This is a genomic window from Enterobacter sp. BIGb0383, assembly GCF_003751845.1.
Taxonomy (GTDB): Bacteria; Pseudomonadota; Gammaproteobacteria; order Enterobacterales; family Enterobacteriaceae; genus BIGb0383.
The window spans coordinates 760,519-775,241 of sequence record NZ_RJKQ01000002.1 but is presented as its reverse complement, the minus strand read 5'-3'; the positions used below and the strand labels follow the sequence as shown (position 1 = coordinate 775,241).

The following is a 14,723-nucleotide window of genomic DNA, read 5'->3' as shown; positions in this document are numbered from 1 at the left end:
TTAAATGTTGATAACAATCCACTACTATCGGCTGATGTTAATCACCGCCGGGGTCGGGATGAAAGAGGTCGTGATAGTGGGGGCGTTGCGTACGCCTATCGGCTGCTTCCAGGGCGCGCTGGCCAGCCATTCCGCCGTTGATCTGGGCAGCGTGGTGCTGCGGGCGCTTCTGGAACGTACCGGCATTTCACCGCAGGCCGTGGATGAGGTGATCCTCGGTCAGGTTTTAACGGCCGGGGCAGGGCAGAATCCGGCGCGTCAGTCGGCCATTAAGGGCGGGCTGTCGAATGCCGTTTCGGCGATTACCATTAATGACGTGTGCGGCTCCGGTCTCAAGGCGTTGCATCTGGCGACGCAGGCAATACAGTGCGGCGAAGCGGATGTCGTGATTGCCGGCGGTCAGGAGAATATGAGCCGTGCGCCTCACGTGCTGACCGACAGCCGTACCGGTGCCCAGCTCGGTCATAGCCAGCTGATCGACAGTCTGGTCCACGACGGCCTGTGGGATGCCTTTAATGACTACCATATGGGCGTCACCGCCGAGAATCTGGCCCGCGAATACGGTATCGGCCGCGAGCTGCAGGACGCCTGGGCGCTACGGTCACAGCATAAGGCGCGGGCGGCGATTGACGCAGGCCGTTTCCGGGATGAGATCGTCCCGGTCAGAACCCTGGGCCAGGACGGCAGCGTCCGGATAGTGGATACGGATGAACAGCCCCGGACCGATCCCAGTGCTGAAGCCCTGGCTCTGCTGCATCCGGCGTTTTCACAGTCCGGATCGGTGACCGCCGGTAATGCCTCGTCGATTAACGACGGTGCCGCCGCGGTCATGATGATGAGCGAAACCCGGGCCCAGGAGATGGGGCTACCCGTTCTGGCGCGGATCCGCGCTTTCGCCAGCGTCGGTGTCGATCCGGCCCTGATGGGGATCGCGCCGGTTTATGCGACCCGCCGCTGTCTGGAGCGGGTGGGCTGGCAGCTGGCGGATCTCGATCTGATTGAAGCCAACGAAGCCTCTGCGGTTCAGGCACTCTCCGTGGGTAAAATGCTGGAGTGGGACGAGCAGAGGGTGAACGTCAACGGCGGGGCGATTGCACTCGGCCACCCGATTGGCGCATCCGGCTGCCGTATTCTGGTGTCGCTGGTCCATGAAATGATGAAGCGCCAGGCCCGTAAAGGGCTGGCCACCCTGTGCATTGGCGGTGGTCAGGGCGTGGCGCTGGCTATCGAGCGCGACTAGTCCCTTCTGCCTTTTCTGAAGCCTTCCTCCGGGAAGGCTTTTTTATTTCTGAGATCCCCTGACTTAAATTAGGATAAAAATTCTTCTTTTTTATTTCGCGTCGACCAGGACCATTCTTAGCATAAATAAAATCACGGGTGTGATTATATACAAATGAAAAACATAACATCATGATTATAAAGGAAAATAACTTTGTTGTTCCAGGTGTGTAATTCTTCTGTTAATTAAGCGTATCTGTGATCTATATCCTTACTCCGATCACATTTTGGCTTTTTTTATTGAACTTCATCACGACATTAATACGCTTTTTTTTATGAGAAGATAAATACGATCTCGATCACTAAAATAATGCTTTTAAAAAAATAAAATGCAATTCCATAAAAACGAAACATCATTTTAATTGAGGGTTTACCATGTTGAAGAAATCTCTGGTCCTTGCAACACTGTGTGGTGCGTCTTTCGCTGCTTCTGCCGTAACCGTTGATTTACGCCACGAATATAAAGACGATAAAACTAACGCCGACCGCGTTGCCGTTTCCCATCGTTTTGATAACGGTTTTGGTTTCTCCGTTGAAGCAAAATGGAAAACCGGCGGGGATGATACCGACCGTCCATTTACTGAAATGGTAGGCAATGGCCATGAAAGTTCTGTTAGCTGGCGCTGGAAAGCAACGGACAGCATTGCTCTGACCCCGGGTTTTGTTGTTGAAAGCAAAGAGAGCAGCAGCATCTACAAACCGTATCTGCATGCGCAGTACAGCTTCGACGGCGGCTTCTACGTTGCAGCACGCTACCGTTACGAATATACCCGCAAGCCGAATGGCGCCGAAGCTGACGATCGCGTCAACAAATTCGATACCTGGGTTGGCTGGTCGATGGGCGACTTCCGCACCGAGCTGAACTATGTATACGCGAAGAGCACCGAAGATTTTGTTCGCGAGAATGGCAAAGATTACTCCAACGAGTACAACGCCAAACTGGCCTACAAACTGGATAAAAACTGGTCTCCGTATGTTGAAGTGGGTAACGTGGGCGTGAAAAATACAGACGAACGTCAGACCCGTTTCCGCGTCGGTGTTGCTTACTCCTTCTAATTAAAAACCGAACCCTTGTAGGTTTCCCCTGGAGCAATTAGCCGGGGGTTTTCGTATACCCGTCATAATTCAAGCTGCAGGTGCGTTGGCTTTCCTCGCGAACCCCGGTCACTTACTGATGTAAGCTCCCGGGAATTCGCTGCGTCGCCGCCTTCCTGCAACTCGAATTATTTAGGGTATACCCGTTATAATTCAAGCTGCAGGTGCGTTGGCTTTCCTCGCGAACCCCGGTCATTTACTGATACTTTATATTTAGCGGCATATTCAGAATAAAAAAAAGCCCCCCAGGAGGAGGGCAAGGCCAGTTACAGAAACACTAACTCAAATTTACGCCTGCAGCATTTCGGGCTGCACAGGAAGTTTTGCAATATAGAGGGCAGGTTTACCGTCTTTATCCGAGCTGAACAGAATCGCTGAGTCGTCAGGGGTAAAGGACGGATGCGGGTGCGTGACCTGGCGGCTGTTGGCCACTGTCGCCCAGGAGGTATCGTGACGTGCGACGCGGAAGTACGCTTTTTTCGCCACGTCGAACGCATAGAGATACGGATCGTTATCGATGGTGTAGCCGCTGGTGTCTTTGACGTCGACCGGCGTACCGGAACCGTCGCCGACCAGCAGAGTGCCGTCGAAGTTGCTCATCAGGTGTGAACAGGCCGGCATCTGCATCACCGCTTCGTTGACGCCGGTATCCGGGTTGAAACTATAGATGGTGCGTCCCTGCTGCCCTTTCAGGTAGGAGACATAGACCAGTGCGGAGCCGTTCGGTACCCAGAATTCGTGGGTGCAGCTTTCGCCTTCCGCGTGTTCTTTAACTTTACGGACGTTGCTGCCGTCTTCGTTGACCATCCACATACGGGCATCCACCAGATCGTGCGGGCCTTCGTGGCAGAACGCGACGGTGTTGTCATCGAACGGACGATAGATTGGGTGGCCGAGCCAGTTTTTCTCTTCGTGGATCACGCTGCTCTCGCCGGTCTGCAGATCGACACGAAGCAGGCGGCAGTGTGGGCCTTTATGGAAGAAGTCGTGGAAGATTTTCCAGTCGTTCAGCGGAGTCCAGTCGCTTTTCGCAATTTCGATACCCACCAGTTTGGTACAGTCGCTGTTGGCGACCCAGGTACCATAACCCACCCAGTCGTCGGCGACGCGATAGACTTCGCGCTCGACCAGCGTCTTCAGGTTGACTTCCAGCAGGGTGCGGTCGTTTTTCACGTAGTAGAGGGACTGGTCATCCGGCGACAGGAAGCCGCCAAACGTGTTGTCTCCGGCTCCTTCCGTCAGCTGTACCGCTTCGGCTTTGGCGACGTCTAACAGATAGTAGTTCCAGTGGCCGTCAAACTCACCGGCAAACAGCAGATGGCTGCCGTCATTGAAAAAACATTTCTGATAGAAATAGTTACGATGGCAGGTCACCTCCGGCGGTGTTAAACGGGTGACTTCCACGCCAGTATCCGGATCGCGGCTGACTTCATAGTTCAGCTTGACCCGCATGCCTTTAGCCATAATGCACTCCTTGATAGGGTTCCGGTGGGAAAGGGCGCAGTCCGTTTCCGACCTGATAGAGGGTAATGAGTTTAAAAACTGGGTGTTAATTTATCAAAACATCGTTTCAATATGTGTGATTGCTGACGCACTTTGTAAGAATAAGCGTCATAAAATCGGCATCAGGGTTGCTACTCATCAGACATCTTCGTTTTTGGACCTGGTTTTGTCATTATTTTGTTATTTTTTAAAGGTAAATTAACTCGCTGTTTTTTATAATTTTATCTTGTCCCCTCTGTGCCGTCGTGGCGAAGCTTCCACCGTTAAGCGTGATCGTAATTGCATTTCTGACATTAAATGGCAAAAAAAGTGAAACGTTGTTTTATTTAGAATTGAAAACGCATTTCAGCCGGGATAAGATGTAGCCATTCGTAAAACGGAACGCCGTTTTCACTCCGTTCGAAAGCTATTTTGAATCAACACTATTCTGGAGGTAAATGTGGAAGTCAGACAAAGCATCCACAGCGCGCACGCCAAAACACTGGATACCCAGGGGCTACGCGATGAGTTTTTGGTTGAGAAAGTGTTCGTTGCTGACGAATACAGCATGGTGTACAGCCATATTGACCGTATCATCGTTGGCGGCATTATGCCGGTTGCGAAAACCGTATCCGTCGGCGGCGAAGTCGGCAAACAGCTTGGCGTAAGCTACTTCCTCGAGCGCCGTGAGCTGGGCGTGATTAACATCGGCGGCGCAGGCACCATCACCGTAGACGGCCAGGTTTTTGAGATCGGCCATCGCGACGCGCTGTACGTTGGTAAAGGGGCGAAAGAAGTGGTTTTCGCAAGCGTTGATAGCGCGAAGCCAGCGAAGTTCTACTACAACTGCGCACCGGCTCACCTGACCTATCCGACCAAAAAGGTCACTCCGGCCGACGTTGCTCCGGTTACGCTGGGCGATAACCTCACCAGCAACCGCCGCACCATCAACAAATATTTCGTTCCTGACGTACTGGAAACCTGCCAGCTCAGCATGGGTCTGACCGAGCTTGATCCGGGCAACCTGTGGAACACCATGCCTTGCCACACGCACGAACGCCGTATGGAAGTTTACTTCTATTTCAATATGGAAGAAGACGCCTGCGTGTTCCACATGATGGGGCAGCCTCAGGAAACGCGTCATATCGTCATGCATAACGAGCAGGCGGTGATTTCTCCAAGCTGGTCTATTCACTCTGGCGTGGGTACGCGTGCTTACACCTTCATCTGGGGGATGGTAGGCGAAAACCAGGTCTTTGATGATATGGACCACGTAGCAGTTAAGGATCTGCGCTAGTCGCGGACAGCATAAGCATAATCATGCCTGTCCGGTACAGGCGCTGACAGATAAAGGAAACAACATGATTCTGGATGCATTTTCTCTTCAAGGTAAGGTAGCAGTTGTGACCGGTTGCGACACCGGTCTGGGTCAGGGTATGGCGCTGGGTCTGGCTGAAGCCGGCTGTGACATCGTAGGTATCAACATCGTTGAGCCGACCGAGACCATCGAGCGCGTCACTGCGCTGGGTCGCCGTTTCCTGAGCCTGACCGCTGACCTGCGTCAGATCGACGGTATCCCGGCTCTGCTGGAACGTGCGGTTGCCGAATTCGGCAAAATCGACATTCTGGTCAACAACGCGGGTCTGATTCGTCGTGAAGACGCGATCAACTTCAGCGAGAAAGACTGGGACGACGTGATGAACCTGAACATCAAGAGCGTGTTCTTTATGGCGCAGGCGGCGGCGAAGCACTTTATCGCCCAGGGCCACGGCGGCAAAATCATCAACATCGCTTCCATGCTCTCCTTCCAGGGGGGTATCCGCGTACCTTCTTACACCGCGTCAAAAAGCGGCGTAATGGGCGTGACCCGTCTGCTGGCGAACGAATGGGCGAAGCACAATATCAACGTGAACGCTATCGCGCCGGGCTACATGGCGACCAACAACACCCAGCAGCTGCGTGCTGACGAACAGCGTAGCGCTGAGATCCTTGACCGTATCCCGGCGGGTCGTTGGGGTCTGCCGAGCGATCTGATGGGCCCGGTAGTATTCCTGGCGTCCAACGCATCTGACTATATCAGCGGCTACACCATTGCCGTTGACGGTGGCTGGCTGGCGCGTTAATTCGCCAGAAACCCGCCCGTATAAACTGCACCTCATGGGTGCAGTTTTTTTATGGCCGCGGCCCGTCAGGCGTGGGGGCGGAAGCTCTGTATTATCTGTAGGAAGTTCGCCTTCTCTTCGGGCGTAAATTCCGCGGCTTTGCTGGTGGAGAACACCAGAATGGCGCCGTTACCGCGGTCAAACACCGCCTGTGTTTGCCAGATACGGCGGGTATCCGGGTGCAGGAAGCTGTAGTGCAGCCCAATCCCGGTACAGTCGTTTTCCCCAAGTACCACCTCCGTTATTGCCTGTTCCTCCCAGCCCGTCACGTTGCGCTGTAATTCACCCAGCTGCTGGGCAATATAGTCGCTGAGCTGCGCCCCTGCGGGCAGGCTATCGCGGGAAATATTCACCGGCGGCTGAAGGGACTGAGCGTCGGCAAGAATATTCACCGTCCTGTCGATAAATCCCTGTGGGATCGCGAGGCTACCTTCTTTAAAAATACAGCGATCGTTACTCATGAAATATCCTTATGCTTTGATTCTCTGAGGGAAAAGTTGACTGTACGTTAACTCTGAGGCCCGGCCGTTTTGCAGCAAAATGATCCGGTCCGCGCTGCGGATCGTTTCAGGGCGGTGGGCAACAATGATGCGTGTGACCTGCATTTTCTTGATTTCGGTGTTGATGAGATGCTCGTTCTTCACGTCAAGGTGGCTGGTTGCTTCATCCAGCACCAGGATCTTCGGCTCGCGATACAGGGCCCTGGCCAGCAGGACCCGCTGCTGCTGGCCTCCGGAGAGGAATGACCCCATATCGCCGACAAGGCTGTAGTAGTTCATCGGAATACTCATGATGTCGTCATGGATCTGCGCCGCCCGCGCAACCCGGATCACCTTCTCCATGTCCATCTCGGCATCGAAGAAGCTGATGTTTTCGGCAATCGAGCCGGAAAACAGAATGTCATCCTGCATGACGCAGCCAATCTGTTCGCGGTGATGCTGCAGGCCGGTTCTGGCAATCTCGTGTCCGTCGACCAGAATGCTGCCCTCGTCGGGGTGGAGCAGGCCAAGAATGATTTTTGCCAGGGTGGTTTTTCCCTGCCCGGAAGGGCCGACAATCGCTACGGACTCACCGGCTTTAATGGTCAGGTTGATGCCGTTAATCACCCAGGGTTCCGTTTCCGCATAGCGGAATTTCAGGGCGCGCAGCGTAATATCGCCGACCCGATCCGCTCCCTGAGCCTGCGCAGGCTCGGTATGATCCTGCTCCGGTTCAATTTCAGCCAGGACGATGTCTGACAAACGCTCGCCGTGCATTCGCAGCATCCGGAAATCAATCAGCGCGTTAATCAGCCCGGCGGCGCGGCCAATAAACTGATCTGAGAAGCTGATAAACGCGGTCAGCATCCCGGCAGAGAAGTTTCCCTCCAGCACCTGGCGCGCCGCCAGCCAGATCAGCACCACGCGACCTATCGAGGAGATCAGACCCTGGGTGGTGCCGAACAGAATGCTGAGCTTCTGTATGACGATGTTTTTATTGGTGGTATCGATCAGATAGTTCATATAGACCGACAGCCGGGGCGTTTGCTTGTTGTTGGTCTTGACGGCCTGAATACCGCGCAGCGTTTCCAGCAGCGACGACTGGGTGCGTGCGCCGCTGACAATTTGATCCTCGGTGGCGCGCCGGAGCGGTTCATAGGAGACCAGGCGGATGATCGCATAAGAAACAAACAGGGCTATTACCAGCCAGGCGAGGGTGCCGTTGTAGACAAACAGCATCACCAGGGTCACGATCGACATAACGCCATCAAGCAGAGTGCTGATAAAACGCGTGGTCAGGGTGTTCTGAATGGTGTTCAGTGAGTCATAGCGCGACAGCACGTCGCCCACGTGGCGTGACTCAAACCAGATCAGCGGCAGCTTGAGCATATGTCGGCAGACGTTAGTGGTCCACTGCACGCTCAGCATGCTGGAAAACCAGGTCATCACCCAGGAACGTAGCGCGGAAATCAGGTTCTGGAAAATCGCCACCATAATAAAGCCCATCCCGAGCAGGCTGAGCAGCGAGTAGTCGGCGGAAACCAGCACCATATCCATCACCCACTGCATAAAGAAGGGGCCGAGGATCCCGAATAGCTCCAGCGCCACGCACAGGATCATGATCTGCAGAAAGGCCGATTTCACCCCGGAAACGCTGCCGATCAGTTTGCGCATCGACAGGGTTTCTTTCTCTTTTTTCGGCTGGAAATCCGTCGATGGCACCAGCTCCAGCGCCACGCCGGTAAAGTGATCCGAAACCTCTTTCATCGGGACCACGCGTACGCCCGTTGCCGGATCGTGGATGACGATCTTTTTTCCGTCGACCTTTTTTAGCACCACAAAGTGATCGAGCTTCCAGTGCAAAATGCACGGCGTCTTCAGTTGGGGCAGCTCTTCAAGCTCGATGCGCAGCGCCCGCGAGGTTAACCCGAGCCGCTGGGCGACCGAAATGACATCCGAGAGCGTTGACCCCTTTAGTGATGTCGAAAAGCGCCGGCGCAGGGAGATCATATCGATATCGTGGCCGTAATAATTGGCAATCATCCCGACGCAGGTTAATCCGCATTCTGCGGCCTGTGTCTGACGAATGACGGGCAGGCGATTAAACCAGCTGAAATTGAGTTTTTGTAAAAGTGACACAAAAATACCCTGTGAATTAGAGGGAGATGTTATGGCCGAGGGCGTACAGCGGTTCCAGCACCCATTCGTAGAGATGGCGCTGATCCACCAGGAAATCGGCATCCAGCGCCATACCCGGCCTTAGCGGTTCGTTGCGGGAGTAGGCGACAATCGACTGGCGATCCAGCTGGACTAATATCCGGTACTGCTGTTCCTGGACGTTATTTTTGCCCGTGAGGCTGGCGACTTCCTGAGGCGAAAGCGCCGTCCGGGAAACTTCCAGCACCTTGCCGTACTGCTGACCGAATTTTTGATAGGGGAAAGCCTGGTAGCGCAGCACCACTCGCTGTCCCGGCTCCAGGAAACCAATCGCCCGGGTGCCGACCATGATGCGCGCCAGCAGCTGGGCATCTTTCGGCAGCACGGAAATGGCCGACTGCCCGGCATTCAGCATCTGCCCGTTTTTCACCATGATGGTCCCGACGGTACCGTCCTTCGGCGCACGCAGTTCAAAAGCACGACGGGATTCATTTTCCGCCAGGGTCTGGGCATTTTCGCCAAGCTGACGCTGGATATCGTTACGCTTGCGCCTGTCGTCGAGGGGTTTCTCCGTCAGCTGCTGGCGGACCTGCATGATCTTTTGTTCAATATCCAGCAGCTGGCGCTGGTACTCCTGATAGCGCGCCTGGCTCTCCAGCAGGTTCGACTCCTGCTCTTCCACCTGACGATTTGAGGCGTAACCCTGCTCACGCATGGCATTCAGCTTGTCCAACTGGGTGCGTGCCAGCGCCACCTGCTTCTGGCGGTGCTTCATCTGCTGAGCCAGCCGTCCTTTTTGCTGCACCAGGCTTTTCTCGTTGTCTTTCAGCCCCTGGGTTTCAACCTGGCTCAGGGTGGTCAGGGAGATTAAATCCTGCTCCAGGCGCTTGCGCTGGGCACCGAGCGTTTCAGCGATCATCTCCCGGGTTTGCCCCAGCGTGGTCGACACCTCGGATGACAGCACCATCAGCACGTCGCCTTTTTTCACCTGCTGGCCTTCTTTGACGGGAATACTGACGATGGTCCCGGCCACCGGTGGTGGGATAGCCAGCATACCGTCGCGCGGGACCAGCTCCCCGGTCGAGGTTTCATACTTTGTATAGGTGCCGAAAATAAACAGCGCGGCCGACAGTACGGTGATAAGCATCACCAGTGAAATGACCACCCAGCGCCAGGGTGGGCACCAGAGAGAAACCGTTCCCAGCATCCCCCGGTTTGCTGCCTTAACCGCCTCGGGCCGGAAAAGAGAATTATCCATCTGCATACTCGTAGTGTGAGGTTGAGATTACCGACAGCTGAACTGGCCCAGCATGGCGATATCCAGGTTACCGGTCAGCTGGGCGATATTCAGCAGAGCCGATAAATAGCGGTATTTCGATTCGGACAGATCCCTTTCCGATTCAAAGTATTTTTGCTGTGCATCCAGCTCATCATTGACGGTCCGAAAGCCCATCTCTTTGCCATACCCGACGGAGCGGACTCTTTTTTTGGCGGATTCCACGGCCTTTTTCTGTGCTTCTACCAGCGCCGCGCCGTTTTTAATATTCAGCCAGGCGGAGCGGGTATCCTGGATGGCTTTGCGCTGGGCATCGGTAATCGCAAATTTTGCGGCCTGATGCCGATAGGTGGCTTCGAAGGATTGAGAGAGCTGGCCGCCGCCGGAAAACAGCGGAATGGAGACATTGACGCCGTATTGCAGGCTGGAGCTTTTAGACTCATTACCGAAAATGGCGTCATAAAGAACGCTGCCGTTTTCGCTGCGGCTCCAGTTTTTACCGTAGCTGGCATACGCCGAAACCACGGGAAGATGCGCGCTGTTGGCGGAATCCAGATCGGCATTCGCCTGCGCCGTCTGGAAGCGGGCGATCCTGACCTGCACATTGTTTTGCTGCGCCTGACGTAATGCCTCGGCCAGGTCGGTCACGACCGGCTGGCGGGCGCACTGCCACTTCACCGCTTCGATAGTATCGGGCGCCAGTCCCGTCAGGCGGCGAAAGGCTTCCCCGGCCAGCAGCAGGTCGTTCTCGGCCTGAATGGTGCGGGCAGTGGCAATATCTGCGTTGGCCTGCGCTTCATCGACTTCGGTACGGGTGTTTTGCCCGTGGGTTAACCCCGTGCGCAGCCTGCTCAACTGGCGAGCGAGATTCTCGTCGGTCGCTTTCGCAGCCTGCATAACTTCCCGCTGCTGCAGGACGGAAAAGAAGGCCTCTGCGACATCCGTTGTCAGCTTTTCCTGGACCTGGCGCAGCTGCGCATCGGCGGTACTGGCGATCGCGTCGCCTTTCTTCCAGGCTGCGACCTTGCTCATATCAAAAATCGGCTGCTGTACCCGCACGTTGTAGTTATGGCTGGTCATGCCATTTTGATAGTTAGCTTCGGGCTGCTCCTGACGGTTCCAGCTGCCTTCAAGGCCCACCTGTGGAAGTAGGCCGGAAACGCCCTGCCAGTATTTTTGCTTGTCCGCATCGGTTGTTTTCTGACCCGACTGGAGCGCAGCGTCGTACTGAAAGGCGGAAGTCACTGCCTGCTGCAAAGTAATGGCGTGGCTACAGAATGTCGACAGCAATAATCCTGTTGCGAAGAGTTGTATTATATTTCTCAGGATTATGTGTCGATGTGAATTCATAATAAATGGACTTGTTGCTGAGAGGGCTGTTTTTATAGTTATGTCCATCTTTTCAATAATCCCTGTGAGCGGAGGACGCTAAATGCGCAATCAATTGCGGCGGCGATATATTCTGGTTCAGGATGGAACAATAATGGCAATGAGGGTAAAAATCCAGCTCTGTCCATTACTCATTATTATTTAAGATTGTTTTTTCGATCGGCGGTTCATACGGAAATATTTAAGAATAGCCTCTGTTTTGGGCATGAACTGTCAGAGGTTTACTTCCTGTTAGCGGAGGGGACATTTGAGTGATATTTTTATTGGTCGTGTAATGTGTTGTTTTAAATGAATTTAATTGTATGGCCGTAAGGCGGGGGGCAACGGGAGAATGAGCGTTATTCCAGGACTATGACGCAATGTGAGAGCTGAAATCACCAGGGAAAGACGCCGCAAATAAATGGCTTTATATAATTCAGGCTTGACATAAAGCAACTCCAGTTAATATCTTGCAATGGTCGTATCATTAATAAATGTCGTTAATGAATTGTAGTCACTGCATTCTTCCTCCCTTTTAGGGGGTTATTGGATACGTTGTTGGGCATTTTAGATTACATAATCGTGTTGTTTTTTTTTGATGAGGGCATTTTGCCCGATGGATAAAATTACTTAAGGAGACTATACATGCGCGAATTAACAGCTTATGAAATTGATAATGTCAGCGGCGGCAGTATTATTATGGCCGCGCTGACGGGGATCGGGGCCGTCGCTGGTGGCGTTATCGGTGCTATCGGGGGAATTATCGCGAGCGTCGTGACGTTAAATCCTGTTTTCCTTGCGGCTGCTCCCGCCGGGCTCGTTGCGGGGGGGCTGATTGGGCTCGTTCTCGGTGGAGGGCTTGGGGTTATTGTCTAATCTCCCTCGGCCATAAGCTTTTCGTCAAAGCCCCGACGCCTCGTCGGGGCTTTTTTTCAGACCTTCGCCAGATACAGCGCTGGCATCCCTTCGGCATCGGAGGAGTAGAGCACCCACTGATTATCCGGCGAGAAAGACGGATGCGGATGGGTGACCTGACGATCGCCATCCAGCACCTTCCAGCTGCTGTTGTGCTGGCAAATGGCTTTCTGCTCGCCGCTTTTCACATCGAAGACCCAGATAAAGGGATCGTTGAGGCTGATATCGCCGGTGTTGTGCGGCGAGCCGTCGCCGACGACCAGGGATCCGTCGTGGTTGCTCATCAAATGTGAGCAGGGCGGTATCGCCATCAGCTGGCGATTTTCCAGGGTAATGGGATCGGCGCTGTAGAGATAGCGGCGCGGATCGTTTTCCTGGTGGGCGACGTAGTAGAGAGCGGAACCGTCCGGCACCCAAAATTCGTGGGTAAAGCTTTCACCCGGCTGATGCTGGCGAACTTTGCGCATATTGCTGCCATCTTCGTTAATCAGCCACATCCGCGCATCGATCAGATCGCGTGCACCTTCGTGGCAGAAGGCAACGGTATTATCGTCAAACGGGCGATAAATCGGATGGCCGAGCCAGAGTTTCTCCTGCCGGATAGTGCGCTGCTCGCCGGTCTGCAGATCGATATTGATCAGGCGGCATTCCGGCTGGGTATGCCAGAATGCACGAAATTTACTCCAGTCGGTGAGCGGCTGCCAGTCGCTTTTTTTAATCTCGATCCCGACCAGTTTTGTGCAATCGCTGTTGGCGACCCAGGTCCCGTAGGCGACCCATTCGTCGTCCACTTCGTAGACCACGTACTCTTCAAGACTCTGCAGATCTACCCGACGCAGCTGGCGGCTGTTTTTGACGTACCACAGGGAACGGTCGTCCGCCGATAAGAACCCGCCAAAGGTGTTATCGCCTTCTCCGTCGGTCAACTGGGTGGCCTGCTGGTTGGGAATATCCAGTAAATAGTAGTTCCAGTGGCCCTCGAAGGCGCCGCCGAAGATCAGTTTCTCTCCGTCCCTGGTGAAGCATTTCTGATAGAAGTAGTTGCGGTGACAGATAATATGCGGAGGCGTCATCCGAATCACATCGTGACCGGTCACGCTGTCTTTCTGCTGGCGAAAGTTCAGCGGGATGATTTTGCCTTTCATTGCTCTCTCCTTGTTAAAAAGCCCCGTCCCCAAAGGGGGACGAGGCTGGTATGACTTCAGCTTAAAACGTATTAGCGCATTGCACGGCGCAGAATACGGTCAGCCTGGCGCTGGAAGTCAGCGGCGGCTTCTTCTACGGTTTTCTGACCATAGTCGATGTACTGCAGAGTGGTACCGAACTGGGCAACGATCTGCGGATCGTCGAAGTACGGCGATACGGAGAGTTTAGCCGGCAGAGACTGCGCCAGGCGCAGACCGGATACTGACGGATCGGTCTCTTTGATGGTGCCGTCCGCGGTCAGGGTGGCAACGGCCGCTTTACTCAGCGGTACGCCACGCTCCAGACCCAGAGTCTCAGCACCTTCTTTGCTGTTCAGCAGGAAGTTGATAACTTTCGCTGCGGCTTCCGGATTTTTGGTAGATTTGCCGATAGAGAGCATCTGTGCCGGTTTGAAGAACAGACCCGCGTCGGTCGCACCTTCAAGCAGCGGGTAGTTGCCCAGTTCCAGCTTGGCCGGTGGCTTTAGGTTATCGGAGTACTTGGTAATGGTGGAGTTCCACATATACGTACCGGCCCATTCGCCCTGGATCCACGGTTTCATCTCGTACATGTTGCTCTTACCGAAAGAGGCATAGTACTTGGTGTCCGGCATCACATGACTGTCGACCAGTTTTTTGTACATCTGGAACAGCTCAACCCACTGGGCATCGGTCCAGGCGAGTTTTTTGCCCTTCTCGTCGATAGCGCCCACGTTGTATTTCTGGGTCATATACGAGTTAAGCAGGGCCAGGGTGTCCTGGTGCTCCAGCACGACCGGGTAGTACTGTTTGCCCAGTTTAGTCTCGAAGGTTTTACCCGCTTCCATCAGACCGTCCCAGGTTTTCGGGTATTCAACGCCCGCTTTTTTCCAGGTTTCGTCATTGAAGTAGAACACACGTGCGGTCACGGAAATCGGAATACCGTTCAGCTTGCCGTTCACGGTGGTGGACTGCAGCTCTTTCGGATCGAACTGGGACAGGTCGATCACGTCTTTCATTTTGTTCAGGTCATAGAAGCCGTCGCCGTTTTTGGAGAAGATCGGCAGCCAGTTCCAGTTAGTCTGCATCACGTCCGGCTCGGTGCCGCCCGCAATCTGGGTGGTCAGACGGGAGAGGTGACCGTCCCAGCCGGTGTATTCCGCTTTCACAGTAATGTCCGGGTGCTGTTTGTGGAACTCTTCCAGGGCCTTCAGAGTCACCTGGTGACGGCCGTTGCCGCCCCACCAGGACATACGTAAATCGACATCCTTCGCCATAGAGGGTAATGCTGTAAGGCCCAGAGTGGCGGAGATTGCTGCGCTTAAAAGCACTTTTTTCATTTTAATAC

At 54.2% G+C, this 14,723-nt stretch carries 12 protein-coding genes; 5 read left to right on the top strand and 7 right to left on the bottom strand.

Annotation, left to right across the window (positions count from 1 at the left end; genetic code table 11):
• Positions 1-58: 58 nt before the first annotated feature.
• Both EDF81_RS12015 and EDF81_RS12010 read left to right on the top strand, forming a co-directional pair.
• The gene (locus EDF81_RS12015) at positions 59-1,240 is read left to right on the top strand and encodes an acetyl-CoA C-acetyltransferase (RefSeq protein ID WP_123348356.1); all 1,182 of its coding nucleotides are present in this window, start codon (positions 59-61) and stop codon (positions 1,238-1,240) included.
• Positions 1,241-1,653: 413 nt separating this feature from the next.
• Positions 1,654-2,334 carry an oligogalacturonate-specific porin KdgM family protein gene (locus EDF81_RS12010; RefSeq protein ID WP_123348355.1) on the top strand — a complete coding sequence of 227 codons (681 nt, stop codon included), beginning with the start codon at positions 1,654-1,656 and terminating at the stop codon, positions 2,332-2,334.
• A 327-nt stretch (positions 2,335-2,661) separates the two neighbouring features.
• On the opposite strand, the gene EDF81_RS12005 is transcribed toward EDF81_RS12010, so the two are convergent.
• On the bottom strand, positions 2,662-3,837 hold the full coding sequence (locus EDF81_RS12005; RefSeq protein WP_123348354.1) for an oligogalacturonate lyase family protein: 1,176 nt from the start codon (positions 3,835-3,837) through the stop codon (positions 2,662-2,664).
• 478 nt (positions 3,838-4,315) lie between these two features.
• On the opposite strand from EDF81_RS12005, the gene kduI reads away from it, so the two are divergent.
• Both kduI and kduD read left to right on the top strand, forming a co-directional pair.
• Complete coding sequence (gene kduI / locus EDF81_RS12000) at positions 4,316-5,152, top strand: 5-dehydro-4-deoxy-D-glucuronate isomerase (protein ID WP_123348353.1); 837 nt, start codon at positions 4,316-4,318, stop codon at positions 5,150-5,152.
• A gap of 64 nt (positions 5,153-5,216) precedes the next feature.
• Entirely contained in the window at positions 5,217-5,978 is a 762-nt protein-coding gene (gene kduD, locus EDF81_RS11995; protein ID WP_123348352.1) for a 2-dehydro-3-deoxy-D-gluconate 5-dehydrogenase KduD, read from the top strand.
• A 65-nt stretch (positions 5,979-6,043) separates the two neighbouring features.
• Here the strand turns inward: kduD and EDF81_RS11990 are convergent, their stop codons facing one another.
• Genes EDF81_RS11990 through EDF81_RS11975 form a run of 4 tightly spaced genes read right to left on the bottom strand, consistent with a single transcriptional unit; the run spans position 6,044 to position 11,219 of the window.
• Positions 6,044-6,478: a DcrB-related protein gene (locus tag EDF81_RS11990; RefSeq protein WP_123348351.1), complete on the bottom strand. Its 435-nt coding sequence runs from the start codon at positions 6,476-6,478 to the stop codon at positions 6,044-6,046.
• 9 nt (positions 6,479-6,487) lie between these two features.
• Positions 6,488-8,635 carry a peptidase domain-containing ABC transporter gene (locus EDF81_RS11985; RefSeq protein ID WP_221180817.1) on the bottom strand — a complete coding sequence of 716 codons (2,148 nt, stop codon included), beginning with the start codon at positions 8,633-8,635 and terminating at the stop codon, positions 6,488-6,490.
• 16 nt (positions 8,636-8,651) lie between these two features.
• Entirely contained in the window at positions 8,652-9,911 is a 1,260-nt protein-coding gene (locus EDF81_RS11980; RefSeq protein ID WP_123349047.1) for an HlyD family secretion protein, read from the bottom strand.
• A 27-nt stretch (positions 9,912-9,938) separates the two neighbouring features.
• A complete protein-coding gene (locus EDF81_RS11975) occupies positions 9,939-11,219 on the bottom strand; it encodes a TolC family outer membrane protein (RefSeq protein ID WP_184999512.1) in 1,281 nt (426 codons plus the stop codon).
• Positions 11,220-11,942: 723 nt separating this feature from the next.
• Here EDF81_RS11975 and EDF81_RS11970 point away from each other — a divergent pair.
• Positions 11,943-12,173: a hypothetical protein gene (locus EDF81_RS11970; RefSeq protein WP_123348348.1), complete on the top strand. Its 231-nt coding sequence runs from the start codon at positions 11,943-11,945 to the stop codon at positions 12,171-12,173.
• A gap of 56 nt (positions 12,174-12,229) precedes the next feature.
• Here EDF81_RS11970 and EDF81_RS11965 read toward each other — a convergent pair whose 3' ends face one another.
• Positions 12,230-13,357: an oligogalacturonate lyase family protein gene (locus EDF81_RS11965; RefSeq protein WP_123348347.1), complete on the bottom strand. Its 1,128-nt coding sequence runs from the start codon at positions 13,355-13,357 to the stop codon at positions 12,230-12,232.
• A 71-nt stretch (positions 13,358-13,428) separates the two neighbouring features.
• Positions 13,429-14,715 carry an ABC transporter substrate-binding protein gene (locus EDF81_RS11960; protein ID WP_123348346.1) on the bottom strand — a complete coding sequence of 429 codons (1,287 nt, stop codon included), beginning with the start codon at positions 14,713-14,715 and terminating at the stop codon, positions 13,429-13,431.
• Between the last annotated feature and the right edge of the window lie 8 nt (positions 14,716-14,723).